Genomic DNA, 15,642 nt, shown 5'->3' on the forward strand with positions numbered 1-15,642 from the left:
GTTAATTAACTATAATTTCATCAATAAACGTCCACGCTTTATTGCCAGCACCTTGTTTGCCTTGAGGAATAATACCATAGTTTTCAACTTTAATTTTTATGTATCTTGCTTTGGTCTGATATATTTTGTTGTCTTTAGAATAATCTCTTTTGTAAGCTTTAAGATTTGGATTATTAGTTAATGAAGAAAGTAAAAGTTCTGGCTCTAAGGATATATCTAATTCATTGTCATTAGATTCGCTTTCTAAAGAAATTTCCATAGTAAGAGGTAAATAAATCCACTGTCCATTTCCGTTGTAGCATCTTGTCTCAATCGAATTGATTTCTTTTTCCTCACCTAAGTCAATCGTAATCTCAATATCATCACCCCAAAAGCCCAACCATTCTTTATCACCATAACGCGTATCACTGCCACTAACACCATTGATTAAACCTTCTGGGCCACTACCAGGATAGCTTTTGTGCGGCTCTTTATCAATGGTAATTTTTGCACCGACAGCTTTGTGGTAATTAATAGTTTGAGAAAATGTTTTACCTAATTGTTTCTCTGAATTAAAAACGGCAGATTTAATGTTTAAACTTTCTGAAACAGGTATTTGAGATGTGTAAACTTCAGAATTTAAAGTTGGCTCGCTTCCATCTAAAGTATAACGAATGTCTTTTCCTTTTGTGAGTGTTTCTAATTCATAAAAAGACTTACCATTTTCAGAAGTCATTACGCCATCAATCTCATACAAGTGATTGGCATAGTTAATATCTAACACATCCAATCTTTGATGAAAATGCTCTAATCGTGTTATAAAATCTTCATAGTTTTTATTTTCTGTAGCTGACCAAACAACTTCACTCATCGCAAGCATTCTAGGAAAAGCCATGTATTCTACCTGTTTTTCGGTTGGCATATATTCTGTCCATACATTGCCTTGTGCGCCCAAAACATACTTGGATTCTTCCACAGGCAATTCTTCTGGAATTGGATTAAAAGCATATACTTTTTCCAATGGCAAATAACCGCCAATGGCTAACGGCTCGTCTTCAGTATCGGCTTGGTAATAATCAAAATAGCAATGAGATGTTGGTGTCATCACCACATTATGTCCAGATTTTGCAGCTTCCACAGCGCCTTTTGTGCCTCGCCATGACATTACCGTAGCATTTGGCGCTAAACCACCTTCTAAAATTTCGTCCCAACCTATGATTTGTCGGCCTTTAGAATTGAGATATTTCTCCATTCTCGTGATAAAATAATTCTGAAGTTCATGTTCATCTTCTAAGCCTTCTGACTTGATTCGTGCTTGGCAATTATCACAAGTTTTCCAATTTGTTTTTGGCGCTTCATCACCTCCAATATGAATATATTTACTCGGAAACAACTCTAAAACTTCATCTAATACATCTTCTAAAAAATTAAAAGTTTTATCTTTTGTACAATAAATATTTTCAAAAACACCCCATTTTGTGGCGACCTTAGCTTCTCCTTCAATCGAAGCGCAGCCCAATTCTGGATACGCTGCAATCACTGCTTGGCTATGACCAGGCATTTCAATCTCGGGAATTACAGTAATCATTCGCTTTTCAGCGTAAGCTACAATATCTTTGATTTGTGCTTTAGTGTAAAATCCGCCGTAACGCTTGCCATCAAATTGATGCAGTTGGTCACTGTAATGACCGATTAATGTCTCGTCTCTGTAAGATGAAATCTGATTCAGTTTTGGATACTTATCAATCTCCACGCGCCAACCTTGGTCGTCCGTTAAATGCCAATGAAATGTGTTCATTTTGAGCATAGCCATCGCATCGATATATTTTTTTATGAAATCTACCGAGTACATATGTCTTGCAACATCTAAATGCATTCCACGATATAAAAATTGAGGTTGGTCCTCTATTCGTAAAGCTTGAATCGCTATTCTTCTATCTTTAAGTTTTTTCGTCTCTAAAGCTGCTGGTAATAACTGCCTCAGCGTCTGAAATCCATAAAACGCACCTTCTTTAGTGCTTGCTTTTAATTCAATATGATTGGAATTTACTTCAATACTGTAGCCTTCAGGATTTTGTATTGATGAATCCTTTATCAACGATACTTTATTTTCAACGCCATCTGTATTTGCTAAAACAGGCTCTAAATAAGATTCTAATAATTCGCCAATTTGCCGAAAATCATCAGCAATAATTTCAGTATTAGTGGACAACAGAAAATTACCTTGCCTTATTTCTAAACGTTCTGGCGCAGGAATAAGTTGTGGCTGCTGTATTATAACTTCAGATTCATTACAAGCCATACAGATAATGAACAAAAATAAAACAAGCCTCTTTTTCTTGATTTGCATTTTACTATCTTAGGTGCATTAAAATTAGTAATCTTTTGATGAAACCTAAATATGTTTTCGTTTTACTTAGTGTTCTGCTAATATTTAGTTGCCAAGATGACTCCAGCAGTTCATCTGCAAAAAAAGACCAACCTTTAATAAACTATGTTAACACCTTTATTGGTACTGGTGGTCACGGCCACACCTATCCAGGTGCATCCGCGCCTTTTGGTATGATGCAATTAGGTCCGGATACACGGCTAGAAGGTTGGGATGGTTGCTCTGGCTACCACTACTCAGATGAATATATTTATGGCTTTTCTCATACCCATTTGAGTGGAACCGGCATTAGTGATTATGGCGATGTGCTTTTAATACCTGTAAAAAAAGTCGAATTCAATAACGGTGCTGATGGGAAACCTGGCTATCGTGCCCATTTTTCGCATGACAACGAATTTGCCGAACCAGGCTATTACAAAGTACATTTAGATTCTACAGAAATTGATGTTGAACTTACAGTTTCTAATCGAAGTGGAATTCATAAATACCAATTCCCTTCTGCAGAAAACCAGTATATGGTTTTAGATTTAGCGCATCGTGATAAATTATTAGACTATAAAATTCAGAAAATAGACGACAAAACCATTCAAGGGTTACGGCATTCCGAAGCTTGGGCAAAAGACCAACGCTTGTTTTATTACATGACGTTTTCGCACCCTATGGAAAGCATTGTATATGATGATGATGAGGGTAATCCCATTTCAAAAAACTACAAATTCAGCAGTAAAAAAGCAGTTATAAAATTCGATAATCCTAATAACGAACCTGTTTTTATTAAAGTCGGAATTTCTGCTGTAGATATCCAAGGCGCTAAACAAAACATGGTAGCCGAAATTGGCGATAAGGATTTTGAAACGGTTAAAATCGAAGTTCAAAACTATTGGGAAAAACAACTCGAAAAAATTGTAGTTGAAGGTGATGATTTAGATAAAAAAACCAACTTCTACTCCGCATTGTATCATACCATGCTAGCACCAAACCGCTATCAAGATGTCGATGGTCGTTATCGTGGGATGGATTTAGAAATTCATCAAGCAGATTTTGATTACTACACGGTATTTTCACTTTGGGATACCTATCGTGCGGCACATCCACTCTATACCATTATCGAGCAAGACCGCACCAACCATTTTATCAATACATTTTTGGCAAAATATGATGAAGGTGGTATTATGCCCATGTGGGATTTGGCTGGTAATTATACCGATTGTATGATTGGCTATCATGCCGTACCAGTTGTTGCAGATGCGTATTTAAAAGGTATTCGTGATTACGATACTGAAAAAGCTTTTGAAGCCATGAAACATTCTGCCACAAGAGATAAATTTGGACTTGAGGCTTATAAGACATACGGATTTATTCCTGTTGATGAAGAAAGCGAATCGGTATCCAAAACCTTAGAATACGCTTACGACGATTGGACGATTGCGCAAATGGCAAAAGATATGGGCAAGACCGAGGATTATAAAACCTATATTCAACGTGCCCAATATTATAAAAACGTTTTTGACCCAGAAACCAAATTTATGCGTGGTCGTTTTAGAAACACGTGGTTCGCGCCTTTTGACCCTTACGAGGTAAATTTTAATTACACAGAAGCCAACTCATGGCAATACAGTTTTTATGTACCGCAAGATGTTTCTGGATTTATAAACTTATTGGGTGGAAAAGAACAACTTGAAGCAAAACTAGACGACTTATTTTCTGCAAAAACAGAGTTTACAGGTCGTGACCAATCGGATATAACAGGACTTATTGGGCAATACGCCCATGGTAACGAGCCTAGCCACCATATGGCGTACTTATACAATTTTGTTAATAAACCGCATAAAACACAGGAGAAAGTACATCAAATTTTAACGGAGCTTTACAAAAACGACCCAGATGGTATTTCGGGTAACGAAGATTGCGGCCAAATGAGTGCTTGGTATGTTTTGAGTTCTATGGGATTTTATTCGGTAACACCAGGAAGTAATGAGTATGTGATTGGTACACCGTTATTTGATAAAGCGACGATTAATCTTGAAAATGGAAAGAAATTTAATATTATCGCAAATAATTTAAGTGATACCAACATTTACATTGAAAGTGTGAGTCTGAATGGTAAAGCTTTAGACAAAACATTCATCAAACATTCAGATGTTGTTGAAGGTGGCACGTTGGAATTCAATATGACTTCTTCTCCAACCGATTGGGGAACAGCCGAAGGTACCGAACCAAAAACCGAAATTGCTGAGCACATTATTTTGCCTTCGCCATATATTGAAAAAGGTGATATTACCTTTAGAGGTGAAACCGAAGTGGTTTTAAACACCTCTGAAAAAGATGCGAAAATCTTTTATGCGTTGAATGATGAAGCGTTTCAAGAATATTCAAAACCTTTCAAAATAACAACCGATACGAAAGTGAAATTATATTCTGAAAAAGGCGAATTAAAAAGTCCTGTTTTAGAGACACCTTTCTTTAAGATTGACCCGAATTTAAGTATCAAATTAGAATCTAATTATGCTAATCAATATTCCGCAGGTGGGAATGACGCTTTAATCGATGGTATCAGAAGCACTAAAAATTACAGAACAGGAAGTTGGCAAGGTTATCATGACCAAGATTTGGTTGCTGTTGTAGATTTGGGGTTAGATAGAGATATTACAGAAATTTCAGTAAATTTTCTGCAGGATCAAGGTGCTTGGATTTTCTTACCTACTAATGTAGATATCCTAATATCAGAAAACGGAAATAACTTTTATTCGCTCGGTGATTATAACGTTAGCAATTCGAGAAAAAATAATGAAATTTTAATACAATCGTTCTTGTTTAAAAAACCTCCAAATCAGAAAATTAGATATATTAAATTAATCGCCAAAAAACTAGGTGATTTACCTGAGTGGCATATAGGTCACCCAATGAATGGAAAAAGCTGGATTTTCGTAGATGAGATATCCATTAAGTAGACAGTTTTCAATCGCAGTAAGCGGTCACAAAAATTAATATTTAAACTAACTAACAATCATAAAATGAGCAACCAAACTAATAAATCAGCATTAACAACTTTAGTTACCGTATTCTTTTTCTGGGGCTTTATTGCTGCGTCTAACGGTGTTTTTATTCCGTTTTGTAAAACCTATTTTAATATCGACCAGTTTCAGTCGCAATTGGTAGATTTTGCATTTTATGGCGCCTATTACATCGGGGCACTTTTGTTGTTTATTATATCGAGTGGTATTAAAAAAGATATTGTTAATTCTTGGGGTTATAAAAAAGTTATTGTCTATGGCTTGTTACTTTCGGCAATTGGTGCTTTTATTATGTATCCAGCAACTGCTGGAGCAGAGCAAGGTCAAACAGCAGTATTTTATTTTGTCTTAATCGCCTTGTTTATTGTGGGTCTTGGTTTCTCATTGCAACAAACTGGCGCCAATCCTTTTGCAATTGCACTCGGCCCACCAGAAACAGGTTCACATCGTTTGAATTTGGCTGGCGGAATCAATTCATTTGGTACAACCATTGGACCAATAGTCGTGGCTTTAGTGCTTTTTGGTGCTGCAGCTGTTAGTCCAGAAGAATTGGTGCGTATGATTAAAGAAAATGAAATTACTCTAACCACAGTTCAACTGCTGTATTTAGGTGTTGGTGGATTGTTTTTAGTGGCAGCCGCATTATTTCATTTTTCAAAAAAATTGCCAGCTCTAAAGTCAGAAACTGATTTTGAAGCAGCTAACAAAGCTAAGAATTTACTCATTATTTTAACCCTAATAATTATGGCTTGTTTTGGTTATATATTTAGTACTTATGCAGGCGACGAAGTAGCTACTGAAAGTGTTGAAAATACAAGATTAGCGCTACTTTTTGTAGCGCTAATTGCCGTTATCGCTTCAGTGTTTATTGCTAATACAAGCGCTTCGAAAAACCCTATCGGTTGGGGCGCCATGAAATATCCTCAATTGGTTTTAGGCATGTTAGCTATTTTTACTTATGTCGGGGTCGAGGTAACAATCCAATCTAATTTAGGTGAACTATTAAAAACCGTTGGCGACGCTGCTAATAATCTCAATACTCTAGGTTTGCCAGTTTTAAATGATGCCGAGATTGGAAAATACATTTCCATGTATTGGGGTGGCCTTATGATTGGGCGTTGGGTTGGTGCCATTACCGTGTTTAGCCCAAGTAAAGGCCTCAAAAAAGCACTACTTATTATTGTACCATACATTGCTTTTGGCGTAATAATACTGGCAAATTCGGCAAATTCTTTAATGTCTTCGGGCGAATTGAATTTTTCGAATAACGAGTTACTGTTTTTTGCTATTTGTATCGCCGTTCAGATTCTTGGATTCTTCTTAGCAAAAGATAAGCCTGTTGCTACACTTAAAATATTTAGCTTGTTAGGTGTTTTAGGAATGTTAATAGGCTTATTTACAACAGGAAACTTAGCCTTATTCGCATTTTTATCTGGCGGATTATTTTGCTCTATTATGTGGCCATGTATCTTTACACTCAGCATTGCTGGTTTAGGTAAATATACATCTCAAGGTTCCGCTTTCTTAATCATGATGATTTTAGGTGGCGCTATTATTCCGCCTTTGCAAGGGAAATTGGCAGATATATTCAGTATACAATCGTCATATTGGGTCGCTGTATTTTGTTTTGTCTACCTGTTGTTTTATGCCTACAGAACAAAAACAGTTTTGGACAAGCAAGGCGTAACTTATTAATAAATTTAGACCCCAATTGCTAGGGAATTACAAACAAGTTTACCATGAAACGCAGAAAATTTTTAAAGAATGCATCGTTAACAGGAGTTGGAATTGCTGTTGGCTCATCTATCGTATCGTGTGATGATGCTGCCCAAGGTAAACCCATTCCACCAAAAATTAATTCTGAATCCAAAACGGTTTTACCTGTCGTCGTTGCCACGTGGCACGTTGAAGAAGCAACCGCTAAAGCGATGGACGTATTACAATCTGGAGGTACGGCACTCGATGCTGTAGAACAAGGCTGCAAAATAGAAGAAGCCAACGAAAAAGGACAATCTGTGGGTAAAGGCGGTTTACCAGACCGAGAAGGTAATGTGACTCTTGATGCTTGTATAATGGACGACAAAGGGAATTGTGGTGCTGTAGTCTATTTAAAAGATATTAAACATGCGGTTTCTGTTGCCAGAAAAGTCATGGAAGATACACCTCACGTGATGCTTGCTGGTGAAGGCGCAAAACAATTTGCTTTAGAAAGTGGATTTGAAGCTGAAGACCTATTAACCGAAGCTTCTAAAAAAGCTTGGGAGAAATGGAAAATTGAAGCGAAATATAAACCTATTATTAATATCGAAAACCATGATACTATAGGCATGCTCGCCGTTGATAAAAATGGAACTATTTCTGGAGCTTGTACCACAAGTGGCTTGGCCTATAAAATGAATGGCCGCATAGGTGACTCTCCAATTATAGGTTCAGGATTATTTGTAGATAACGAAGTTGGTGGTGCTACTGCTACGGGACTTGGTGAAGAAGTTGTAAAAACTGTTGGAAGTTTTTTAATTGTAGAACTCATGCGTCAAGGTAAAACTCCACAAGAGGCATGTGAAGAAGCTATTGGGCGTATAGTAAACAAACCAGGAAAAGACTATAAAGATTTTCAGATTGGCTACATCGCAGTTAACAAAAAAGGTGAAACAGGTTGCTACTCCATCCATCAGTATTTTAGTATGACCAAATACCAAGATGGCGAAAACAAGCAGATACAGTCAGATTTTTTTAATAAGGCCTAATACAATGTGAGAATAATTTTTTTGATGTGCTGACAGCTTTTAAAAAAACTTATTGTATACAACTTACTTATCTAATTATAAATTGTATTCACATATATTAGTTTTGATTTAAATTGCAAATAGTGTTACTTACTAAAAAAACAATAGCAATGACCATAAAAAGTAATTATTCTATTTCAGAATTTTTACATTTAGTCAGTTATTATCTTTGACTCATGTTGTATACCATTGGTATTTTGAGCATTTTTTAGTAAAATTTGAATTAAGAAATCCTATTTAGCCTAATGCATTTTAGACTTTTTTTTATCGCCATAGTACTAGTTTCCTCAGTTGTGTTTCCACAAAATACTACTCAGAAAACTATAGATAGTATTCTTACTATTGATGATGATAAACAAAATGAATTTAAAAAATTACTGAGAAAAATAGACCAACTGCCAAGTAAAGAATCTATTGAAAAGTTCAAATATATTGACGCTTCGATTAAAGATAACGACTCATTACGGCTATACAACTATATGTACTATACAAGTACATTATTACGTAACGGTAAAAATAGTGAAGCACTAAAGGTAAACACCAAAGGCCTAGCAATGGCAAAACGTTACAATTGGCCTTATTTTCTTTTTGAATACTATCAAATGCGTGCTAACATTTTTGATGATAAAGCTGTTTTAGATTCTACTTTATTTTACATCAATAAAGCTGAAGATGTCATAAGCAAAAATAAAAAAAAACTTGGCCATGCTATGGCTAGAATTTACTTTCAGCGTGCTTTATTAGAACAAAAATTGGGACATCCAGAAAAAGAAGATGCCTACATAGAAAAAATTGCAGATGTTGTTTTTGAGTATCCAAATAACCAACAGAGCGCATTCTATTTGACCTCGATAGTTTATCACTTTAAAACACGGAAAAACTACGCTAAACATGCTTACTATGCTCAGAAACTAAAAGCTTTTTATTTAAAAAGAGACGGGTTTAATTCACCTAAAGCCCATGAGTCGCTTTCCTCTATGCTACAAATGGACAATACTGATGAGCAAATAAAAGAGCTAAAACAAACGCTTAAAAATAATGACAGCTTAAAATACGATTTCCTATTGTCTCAAATCGCTAATACTATAGGTGCAAAACTATTAGAAGCAGGCAAGACTAAAGAAGCTATAACATACTTTAAGAAATCCCTTAGTTATAACGATAAAAACATAAGTCCTTACAGTAAAATTATTTCTTACGAAAATTTACATCGTGCCTTCTACGATTCAAAAGATTATGTAAAAGCTATAGAAACACTTAGAGCAAAGGAAACTATTGTTAATACCATAAGACAAAACGAAACACTAGAAAGAGTTGAGGAATTAGAAGTCAGATACGAGGCTGAAAAAAAAGCCAATGAAGTTCAACTTTTAAAAGCAGAAAATACTACTAAAGAAAAACAAAGGCAACTCTATCTTATATTGGCAATATCTGGACTTATCATAGCCACACTCTTTGCTTATTTTGCTTATAAATTCAAAAAACAAAAACATGTATTATCAATTCAAAAGAAAGAATTAGAAAAAACAATCAATGAGAAAAATGTTCTGTTCAAAGAAATTCATCATCGCGTAAAAAATAGTCTTCAGGTGGTTTCGTCACTTTTATTTTTACAGTCTCAAAACATTGATGATACTCAAGCAAAAGAAGCTATAAAAGATGCTCAAAACCGCGTACGTTCTTTAACCTTGATTCATCAAAAGCTGTACAGTAAAAAACACTTAGTAGGTGTTGAAACAAAAGATTATATCACAGATTTAACACAAGACATTTTTAGCAGTCATCAATTAGAATCACAAAACATAAATACCGAGTTAGATATAGAAAACCTTGTTTTAAGTATAGATACTTTATCCCCAATCGGGCTTATTCTAAACGAGCTTATTACTAATGTTCTTAAGCACGCTTTTAAAGAAAACCAGGAGATTAATAACCTCCATATTAAGTTTTATAAAAATAACGGTTCTTTGATACTAAAAGTTGAAGATAATGGTGTTGGATACAACGCCAAAAATGGACGTAAAAATTCCTTTGGTCTTAAACTCATAAACTCACTTTCTAAAAAGTTAGATGCTACTTTTACAATAAAAGCTAAGACTGATAAAGGCACAGAAGCAAATTTGACAATTAATGATTTTGAAATTGTAAACAGTTAATGAATGTGTTAAAAATTCATATCGTTGAAGACGAACCTCTAATCGCAGAGACCATAAAGACTATTTTAGAAAATGAAAATCATACCATAACAGGTATAAGTTTAAGAGGTAAAGATGCCATTTTTGATATTGAAGCATTGAAACCAGATTTAGTACTGGTTGATATTATGATAAAAGGTGATATGGATGGTGTAGATATCGTAAATCATTTTAAAAATAAACTAGATATCCCATTCATATATCTGACTTCTCTTTCTGATGAAAAAACTCTTGAGCGTGTTAAATCTACAAATCCATCAGGTTATATTGTAAAGCCATTTAATGAAAATACATTAATGGCAAATATTGAATTAGCTTACCATAAATATCTCACTACACAATATCAACTTTCTGTAAATATTAAAAGTGATGCTTTTTTTATAAAGAATAAAGGAGAGCTTATTAAAGTTACCCAAAGCGATATCCTGTTTTTTGAAGCTTATGACAACTATTGTAATTTATATACATCAAAGAAAAAGTACTTACTTAGTTACACCTTAAAACGTATCGAAGAAAAGTTACCAAGTTCAAAATTTTTAAAAGTTCACCGTTCTTATATTATTAATTTCTCAAAGATTGATTCTATCCAAGATAGTTACATCTTCATAAACAAGCACAAAATCCCTTACAGCAAATCTCATAAAGATGAGCTCATGCAAAAGCTAAATTTGTTGTAATTGCATTAACCTAAATATTCATCCTATTCACTAAAAAAAACACAACACTCACCAAAAAGAATCCGTGAGAGCTACGTTGTAAGCTAATTTTATAGTGCTATTAATTCAAACTCGTCAATTGAGTTTCTTTAAACATTATAATATCTAGTTTATGAAAATCAAATCAATTTTTGCTTTATTAATATTTGCTGTTCTTTCTATTTCCTGTGCATCAGACCAAGAACAAGAAGCATTTGCTCATATTGGCAATTACTACAATGCTGAAGTTAACTTCACTAAAGGATTTTCTTCAAAAGTGGGTAAAGAAACAGAGAACTACATTGCACTGAAAATCAAAAACAGTCCCTACGAAAAACGTATTAAAGAAGACCAGCTTTCAGTCTATGCAGCCACCCTTTTACTCGAAAATTTAAACGATGAAGAAATAGACAAGTACACACATATTAAAGTAAACTTCTTTCATGAAACTGATAGTGAAGAGAAAGCGGATTCACTTATCAGTTATAAAATCGAAACTATTAAGAACGTTTCTAGAAAGTCTCAAGTTTTCAAAAATACAGTTAATGCTTTGCTAAACGCCTCTGGAGTTGATGTTTTTAGAATGCTAGATGAAAAATATCGCGACCCTAAGCGAGAACAAGGTTTTGCGGAGGCTATTAATTCTATGAAAATAGAACGAAACGGTGTTAAAGCTATAAAACTATTAGGTGTAGAAGCCTTGGTAGACAAGACCACCAGAGAACGTTATTTAGGATATAATGGTGAGATAGCTTGGGGAAATAATACGAACTCCTATTTATCGGTAAGAACCTTTGAAGACCCTAAAAATGATGATATCATCTTTTTAAATCTTAATTAATCTCTTATATGAAAACCAAACTAATTATTCTTGCACTTCTACTATCATCTCTTTCTATATATAGTCAGAAAGTAATCCAATACCAAGACGGAAATGACCTTTTTATTAAAGGTAATCTTAGCGAAGGAAAACCAATGACAGATCTTTCCTGGGCTTGGCAAAGTAATAATGCTTGTTTTCCTGAAACTCAAAAGAAAAAATTTACTGGTAACCACGTTTTGTACTATACAGATTTGCCAGTCTATTCCGAAATGGAGGTGACAGTAGTGCCAAAAGACCCAAGTAAAAATTTCAGCATATATGCCTATCAAGTAGGCAAAGTATCGGAGAACAAACTAGTGCCTAATCTAAGCAGTTGTACACGTTGCGAAGCCGATTATAAATGGGATTATAAAAGAAGAGGTAGAACTCAAGACCACACCAGAACTGTAAAAGATTTACTCGCCATCAGAAATCCTTTTCAAGTAGTTATAGGTGTTGTTGGTGCAAATGGCTTAGTTGAAGGTGAATATGAGTTACATATAAAACTAAAATCTAGATAAACAAATACGGACTAATACTAAAAAAATAAAATATTTAAACATGAAAAAATCAATTCTAATAATCACGCTCCTTATAGGCTTTTTATTAAGCACGACTCTAATGGCACAAGTTCAGATTTCTGGTAGTTCTTTAAATGGTATCGCTAAACCAAAAGTAGAATGCTCGGTTAATGCAGGTTACGAGAAATTTAAAATTTTTGGTAATAAGAGTAAAAATTATACACTAGTTACCAAAAGTAAAAAAATTCAGGATTATACTTTCACATTTGTAAAAACTTCAGGAAAGGCTAAGGCCACATTCACCATATTCATAAATGGTGTAAAACAAGATAGTTGGGTTTTTGAAGGCAAAATAGCCAGAGGCGAAAAAAACATAGAGCTTAACGATGTAGCAGGAAAAGAGGTGACATTAATCATTAAAAATAATTCAGCAACCAATAAAATTGAAGGTAATTACAGAGGTACTTTTGAGTCTAATAGCATGCTTTACGATTACTATAATCCAAAAAAATCAGATGCTACCATAGTTAGGAGAATAACAAACACCCTTGAACAGCAACTTATTAAACCTTGTAACAGAAAAGGCACAATAGAGGTTGTACGGGTAAGCGGAAACTCAAGCGCAGAAATAGTTGTAGTGCATGGTACTAATGTTATTAAAGTAGTTGATATGGCTGCTAATCAAGGCTCAAGAAGAATAAACCTTACCAACCTACCCAACAATAATAATCAGCTAAAATTACAAATTAGAAATATTGAAACTAATAAATTTTTGAAGGCACGTATTGGTGCTTGGTTTAATTAGTAGAACACTATAAGTAATAATTTTCCATGATATGAAAATAAAAATAAAACCAGAGGCTATTGATATTAATCAATTAAAAAAATTATTGGAAAAACACTTCTCAGGAACTTATACATTAAATAAACGAAATAAAAATTTATTAGCCGTTGCAGCTACAAAAACCATTGGCGCAACTGTATTGGTCCAAAAAAAGGTAATCATAGTCAACGGGAATTTTCCAACCATGGGAAGGCAGGTAATATTTACAATTCTACTATTCTCATTGGGTATTATACCTCCATTATTAGTGTACTTTTTATTCTATCATAAAAAAATGAAAGCTGTAGAGAAAGACGTTGTAGAGTTCATTACATCTAAATATACAGACCAGCTAAAAACAAATTAATAATCAAATCTTTTAAATGTATCTCATGAAAACAATTCTACATTACTTAAAATATTTATTATCTATTGCAATTTTTCAAAGCATGTTATTTTCAAACTCACAGGTTTATAATGGTAGCCGTGTGTTTATTTCAGAATTTCATTATGACAATGTAGGATCTGATGTTAATGAGTTTGTAGAAATTTGTAGCTTAAGTGGTTATTCCTTAGACGGTTGGCAGATTGAGTTGGTAAACGGATCAAGTAGTACCGTTTATGACACACGGGAGTTAACAGGACTTGGTACCTCTTTTCCAAATCGTGTGGGAGCGACAAAAGCAGAAATCTTTACTAGTCTACAGAATGGTGCCCCAGATGGCATTGTATTAAGAGCACCAGATGGCTCCATACACGAATTTATCAGTTATGAAGGCACTATAGTTTTTGAAGGTGTTGCCTCAACAAACGTAGGAGTCGCAGAAAATAGTGCTACTCCTGTAGGTACAAGCATACAAAATAATGGATTTGGAGATTGGACATCAGGCAATACCGAAACTTCAGGATTGGAAAACAGTAATAATTTATGGTTACCGACTCAAGCCTATCAACTGTTTTGGAATGGTACAGATAATAACTGGAATAGTAGAAACTGGAATCTTTGGGACAGAATAACAGACCCTAATAATGCACTAGGGCAAGGACCTGGCATATACGATTTTAGTATTGTAAACATTAACTCTGGAAACGTTGTTATCGATTACTATTTAGATAATAATAACCCAAATGCTATAACTGGATATGTTGATAATGTTGAAACCACTATACAAACCTTGTATTTAAATGGAGGTACTTTAACAGTAACGGATACAGGCAGGTTAGATGTTTCTAATAATGTAGAAAATGATGGTACGCTAATTATAAACGGAACATTTAATGTACCTAATGTATTAACAAATACAGGCACTTTAGTACTCGGAAGTGATTTAATATCAGCATCAAATCTTACAAATAGTGGTATTGTAAATATTGGTGACAATACGTTTACGCAAGCTACCGTGACTGGAAATATATCAACCAATACATCAATTAATTTTGAAATAGAAGATAATGTTAGTAAAGATTTTTTAATTGTGAATGGTGATTTGGAATTAGGAGGAACATTAAATTTAACTGTAGATGCCAATTATAATCCGCCAACTGGTACAACAATCACGTTGATGACCTACTCAGGAAATTTAACAGGAACTTTTGCAACCACAAATATTCCTATGGATTGGACTTTAGATTTAAGCACACCTAATGAGATAAATGTAGTTAAAAATTCTACTTTAAGTATTGAAAGTGACTTTTTGAACAATACCTTGAGTATTTACCCAAACCCAACGACAGATAATATTACTATTTCTAGTAGTACTTCAATTAATAGCATATCCGTTTTTAATTTACTTGGTCAACAGGTCATTAACACATCTCAAACAGAGAAGATAGACATAAGTCATTTAGAATCGGGTATCTATTTGGTTAAGTTGAAAACAGAATCTGGTGAACAAACAAAACGAATTATAAAAGAATAGTAAACAAATAAAGTCTAGCCTTATGAAATTAATTATTAAAACTATTTGCTATTTATTTTTAATCAATGTATGCCTATCTCAAACTAATAAAGGGCATTCGAAAAGCAATCAAAATTTACAAACAACAATTGATAATGTAAATATCGGTGAAATGAAATTGATTACAGGAACAATGGATGGCAGCGGCACAACATCGATAAATTATCCAAGAGGCTTTAATTGGGAAAACAGTTATGTACTGAGTTTCAAAATATTATCTAATACTGGTCATAGAGGCGGAATAAGTTGGTATACCTCTTTAGGTAATTATACCAAAGGTGATAATCAGGCAGTGTATGTAAACCTAAAAAATGATAATACTATATTGATAAAAGCTTCACACACTCAATACGTTGGTGTTAAATATTCTCTAGTTCTAATGAAATTAAAGACCAGGTAAAACAATACTTAAGGGTATAT

General features: G+C 34.0%; 12 protein-coding genes. 11 read left to right on the top strand and 1 reads right to left on the bottom strand.

Features of this window, described 5'->3' with window-relative positions:
* Nucleotide 1 precedes the first annotated feature (1 nt).
* Nucleotides 2–2,281, bottom strand: coding sequence for a beta-N-acetylhexosaminidase (locus BUB95_RS03715; protein ID WP_234969237.1), 2,280 nt, complete (start codon nucleotides 2,279–2,281; stop codon nucleotides 2–4).
* 86 nt (nucleotides 2,282–2,367) lie between these two features.
* Between BUB95_RS03715 and BUB95_RS03720 the strand changes: the two genes are divergently transcribed.
* From BUB95_RS03720 to BUB95_RS03770, 11 genes are all read left to right on the top strand, one after another.
* Nucleotides 2,368–5,319, top strand: a complete 2,952-nt coding sequence (locus BUB95_RS03720) for a GH92 family glycosyl hydrolase (RefSeq protein ID WP_073083265.1) — start codon at nucleotides 2,368–2,370, stop codon at nucleotides 5,317–5,319.
* A 63-nt stretch (nucleotides 5,320–5,382) separates the two neighbouring features.
* Nucleotides 5,383–7,077 carry an MFS transporter gene (locus BUB95_RS03725; RefSeq protein ID WP_073083269.1) on the top strand — a complete coding sequence of 565 codons (1,695 nt, stop codon included), beginning with the start codon at nucleotides 5,383–5,385 and terminating at the stop codon, nucleotides 7,075–7,077.
* Between the two features lie 44 nt (nucleotides 7,078–7,121).
* The gene (locus tag BUB95_RS03730; protein ID WP_073083272.1) at nucleotides 7,122–8,129 is read left to right on the top strand and encodes a glycosylasparaginase; all 1,008 of its coding nucleotides are present in this window, start codon (nucleotides 7,122–7,124) and stop codon (nucleotides 8,127–8,129) included.
* A gap of 284 nt (nucleotides 8,130–8,413) precedes the next feature.
* Nucleotides 8,414–10,324: a tetratricopeptide repeat-containing sensor histidine kinase gene (locus tag BUB95_RS03735; protein ID WP_073083276.1), complete on the top strand. Its 1,911-nt coding sequence runs from the start codon at nucleotides 8,414–8,416 to the stop codon at nucleotides 10,322–10,324.
* Nucleotides 10,324–11,040, top strand: coding sequence for a LytR/AlgR family response regulator transcription factor (locus BUB95_RS03740; protein ID WP_073083280.1), 717 nt, complete (start codon nucleotides 10,324–10,326; stop codon nucleotides 11,038–11,040). Before BUB95_RS03735 ends, BUB95_RS03740 begins: the two co-directional genes overlap by 1 nt.
* 151 nt (nucleotides 11,041–11,191) lie before the next feature.
* On the top strand, nucleotides 11,192–11,899 hold the full coding sequence (locus BUB95_RS03745) for a hypothetical protein (RefSeq protein ID WP_073083283.1): 708 nt from the start codon (nucleotides 11,192–11,194) through the stop codon (nucleotides 11,897–11,899).
* An 8-nt stretch (nucleotides 11,900–11,907) separates the two neighbouring features.
* Entirely contained in the window at nucleotides 11,908–12,441 is a 534-nt protein-coding gene (locus tag BUB95_RS03750; protein WP_073083288.1) for a hypothetical protein, read from the top strand.
* Nucleotides 12,442–12,481: 40 nt separating this feature from the next.
* Nucleotides 12,482–13,246: a hypothetical protein gene (locus BUB95_RS03755; protein ID WP_143185560.1), complete on the top strand. Its 765-nt coding sequence runs from the start codon at nucleotides 12,482–12,484 to the stop codon at nucleotides 13,244–13,246.
* Nucleotides 13,247–13,277: 31 nt separating this feature from the next.
* Nucleotides 13,278–13,631: a hypothetical protein gene (locus tag BUB95_RS03760; protein WP_073083296.1), complete on the top strand. Its 354-nt coding sequence runs from the start codon at nucleotides 13,278–13,280 to the stop codon at nucleotides 13,629–13,631.
* A 25-nt stretch (nucleotides 13,632–13,656) separates the two neighbouring features.
* The gene (locus tag BUB95_RS03765) at nucleotides 13,657–15,183 is read left to right on the top strand and encodes a T9SS type A sorting domain-containing protein (protein WP_159432632.1); all 1,527 of its coding nucleotides are present in this window, start codon (nucleotides 13,657–13,659) and stop codon (nucleotides 15,181–15,183) included.
* Between the two features lie 151 nt (nucleotides 15,184–15,334).
* Complete coding sequence (locus tag BUB95_RS03770; protein WP_143185561.1) at nucleotides 15,335–15,622, top strand: hypothetical protein; 288 nt, start codon at nucleotides 15,335–15,337, stop codon at nucleotides 15,620–15,622.
* Nucleotides 15,623–15,642: the final 20 nt, after the last annotated feature.

Source organism: Winogradskyella jejuensis (assembly GCF_900129745.1).
GTDB classification, from domain to species: domain Bacteria; phylum Bacteroidota; class Bacteroidia; order Flavobacteriales; family Flavobacteriaceae; genus Winogradskyella; species Winogradskyella jejuensis.

Coding starts and splice junctions, on each gene's coding strand:
- BUB95_RS03715 (WP_234969237.1), bottom strand. CDS start 2,281: ATGGCTTGTAATGAATCTGAAGTTATAATACAGCAGCCACAACTTATT.
- BUB95_RS03720 (WP_073083265.1), top strand. CDS start 2,368: ATGAAACCTAAATATGTTTTCGTTTTACTTAGTGTTCTGCTAATATTT.
- BUB95_RS03725 (WP_073083269.1), top strand. CDS start 5,383: ATGAGCAACCAAACTAATAAATCAGCATTAACAACTTTAGTTACCGTA.
- BUB95_RS03730 (WP_073083272.1), top strand. CDS start 7,122: ATGAAACGCAGAAAATTTTTAAAGAATGCATCGTTAACAGGAGTTGGA.
- BUB95_RS03735 (WP_073083276.1), top strand. CDS start 8,414: ATGCATTTTAGACTTTTTTTTATCGCCATAGTACTAGTTTCCTCAGTT.
- BUB95_RS03740 (WP_073083280.1), top strand. CDS start 10,324: ATGAATGTGTTAAAAATTCATATCGTTGAAGACGAACCTCTAATCGCA.
- BUB95_RS03745 (WP_073083283.1), top strand. CDS start 11,192: ATGAAAATCAAATCAATTTTTGCTTTATTAATATTTGCTGTTCTTTCT.
- BUB95_RS03750 (WP_073083288.1), top strand. CDS start 11,908: ATGAAAACCAAACTAATTATTCTTGCACTTCTACTATCATCTCTTTCT.
- BUB95_RS03755 (WP_143185560.1), top strand. CDS start 12,482: ATGAAAAAATCAATTCTAATAATCACGCTCCTTATAGGCTTTTTATTA.
- BUB95_RS03760 (WP_073083296.1), top strand. CDS start 13,278: ATGAAAATAAAAATAAAACCAGAGGCTATTGATATTAATCAATTAAAA.
- BUB95_RS03765 (WP_159432632.1), top strand. CDS start 13,657: ATGAAAACAATTCTACATTACTTAAAATATTTATTATCTATTGCAATT.
- BUB95_RS03770 (WP_143185561.1), top strand. CDS start 15,335: ATGAAATTGATTACAGGAACAATGGATGGCAGCGGCACAACATCGATA.